Annotated in this window: 1 protein-coding gene; it reads right to left on the minus strand. The window is 39.3% G+C overall.

Going from position 1 to position 2,745, the window contains the following annotated elements:
• Positions 1–36 precede the first annotated feature (36 nt).
• Positions 37–2,679 (minus strand): cation-translocating P-type ATPase, encoded by a 2,643-nt coding sequence (locus JCM10991_RS14035; protein WP_035189003.1) that lies wholly within the window; start codon positions 2,677–2,679, stop codon positions 37–39.
• Positions 2,680–2,745: the final 66 nt, after the last annotated feature.

Raw genomic sequence — 2,745 nt, forward strand, 5'->3', positions numbered from 1 at the left:
TTCATCTTTTTGAAAAAGATGACTTTTAACCTCTATCTACTTTCTTCGTTGAATAGCTTTAACAAGTTCAACAATTACTACTAAACAAACAGCTGCTCCTAAAACAACTACCCACTGACTCCAAGCTAAACTTGTAACGTGGAAAATTCCGTTTAAAGCCGGTACAAAAATCGTTAAACACAAAAGTAATGCCGATAGGATGATAGCACCATTAAAAGCACGATTGTTAAAAATTTGGCGCGTAAAAATCGTACCTGTTAAAGACTTACAATTAAAAGCATGGACTAGTTGTAATATACCTAAAGTTGCATAAGCCATTGTCAAAGCATCAGCATGAATAGCAACATCATTCGTATGGTATGGGAAATTTAACGCATACCAGTAAACCCCTAATGTTAATATTCCTTCCAAAAGTCCTTGGTAGACAATGCCAATTCCCACTCCATGAGATAAGAAATTAGTCTTCAGACCACGAGGCTTTTTGGCCATCAATCCAGGTTCCTCTTTTTCAACTCCCAGAGCAATCGCCGGAAAAGTGTCAGTTACCAAATTAATCCACAGAATTTGAACGGGTGCTAAGATATTCCAGCCCAAAAAGGTCATCATTGTGAGCGTTAAGACTTCCCCTAAATTAGCTGATAGAAGATATTGGATTGCTTTTTGAATATTAGCGTAAACCTTACGTCCCGCTCTCACTGCGGTAATAATTGTCGCAAAGTTGTCATCTGCCAAGATAATATCGGCTGCATTTTTAGAAACTTCCGTCCCTGTAATTCCCATACCAACTCCGATATCAGCCGTCTTTAAAGCAGGGGCATCATTGACCCCGTCCCCGGTCATAGCGACAACTTTATCATGGGCTTGCCAAGCTTTGACAATTCGTACCTTATGTTCAGGTGCTACCCGCGCATAAACAGAATATTGATCCACCTTTTGCCGTAATTCTTCATCAGTCATTTGATCTAATTGACTACCCGTGATGACCCGGCTAGCATCAACTTGATCTAAAATTCCTAGACGTAAGGCAATCGCAGTCGCAGTATCCTTGTGGTCTCCAGTAATCATTAAAGGACGTAGGCCCGCTTTTTTAGCTTCAGCAACCGCCGCCTTAACTTCTGGTCTTTCTGGATCAATCATCCCTGTTAAACCAACAAAGATTAAGTTATTTTCTTCTGTTATACTCTGAGGTTCAGCTGGTACTTCTGATATTTCTTTATAGGCATATGCTAAAACTCGCAAGGCTTTTAAAGCTAACGCGTGATTTTGTTGAAGAATATCTTGACGCCAGTTTTCATCTAATTTATGCACTTGACCATTAATTTCTATCTTTTCCGAACGCTTTAATAATTCATCTGGGGCACCTTTAGTTAAAACATAATACTTCCCCGTTTCTCGATCTTGAACGATAACAGACATTAATTTTCTTTCAGAGTCAAATGGTAATGACCTTACACGCACTAAACGATTTTCAAGCGCAGTTACATCTAATTTATTTTCGCTTAAATAATACTGAATTAAAGCGGTTTCTGTTGGATCACCACTTAAACCATTAGCCGTCAATACCGCATCATTAGCTAGAATCATCGCCCACGTTAAATGATTATTTGCATCCCCCAAAAAATCCTGAGCTGCTTGTAGTTTGCCATCCTGATAAAATTGTTCAACCGTCATCTTATTTTGTGTTAAAGTTCCCGTTTTATCTGAAGCAATAATTTCTGTTGCCCCTAACGTTTCAACAGCGGGTAATTTACGAACTAAAGCATTACGTTTAGACATAGCCTGAGTACCTAAGGCTAGCGTAATGGTTACAATTGCCGGTAAACCTTCAGGAATTGCAGCTACCGCTAAAGAAATTGCTGTTAGTAACATGTCTAAAAAACTTGCTCGGTGCATCAGAATTCCGAATGTAAAGATAACAACCGCAATTACCAAAATCAAAATGGTGAGTAATTTACTAAGGTGGGTGATACTTTTTTGCAGTGGTGTACTTTGCTTCTCCACTTTATCAAGCATTTGCGCAATTTGACCTACTTGAGTTTGCATTCCAATTCGGGTAACTATGGCTGTTGCAGTTCCATAAGTCACATTAGTATTCATGAAGCCTAAATTTGCTTGTTCACCTAAGGATAAGTCTGGTTGTCTCAATTGATTCGCCGTTTTTTCTACTGCTACAGACTCGCCTGTCAACGCTGCTTCTTCTACCTTAAGTGCAGTCGTTTCTAAAAAGCGGACATCGGCCGGGATAACATCTCCAGCTTCTAGTAGCACAATATCACCAACCACCAAATCAGCGCTGGCAACGTGTTGGACTTGACCATCACGTTTTACTCGCGAAGTTGGACTAGTCATTTTTTGAAGGGCAGCAATCGCGTTTTCAGCCTTAGCTTCCTGAAAGACTCCAAAAATAGCATTTAAAATGACTACGATAAAAATGATTATCGCATCTGCTACTTCACCTGCAAAGGCGGAAACCAAAGCTGCAACTAACAAAATAATAATCATCAAGTCTTTAAATTGTGCTAAAAATTTCTGCCAAAGCGTTGTTTTTTGCTTGGCTGTTAACGTATTTTTCCCTTGCGCTTGCCGTTTAGTTACCTCGACTTGAGTTAAACCATCCGCTTGACTTTGATACTTAGTCAATATTTCCTTACGACTTAACAAATAATCATTTCTGCCCATCGAGAATCCCCCTTTTCATTTCTTTATGTTACTTTCTATAATACTATATGGGTCAACTACCCCAGT

This window comes from Ligilactobacillus equi DSM 15833 = JCM 10991 (genome assembly GCF_000615765.1).
Classification (GTDB): domain Bacteria; phylum Bacillota; class Bacilli; order Lactobacillales; family Lactobacillaceae; genus Ligilactobacillus; species Ligilactobacillus equi.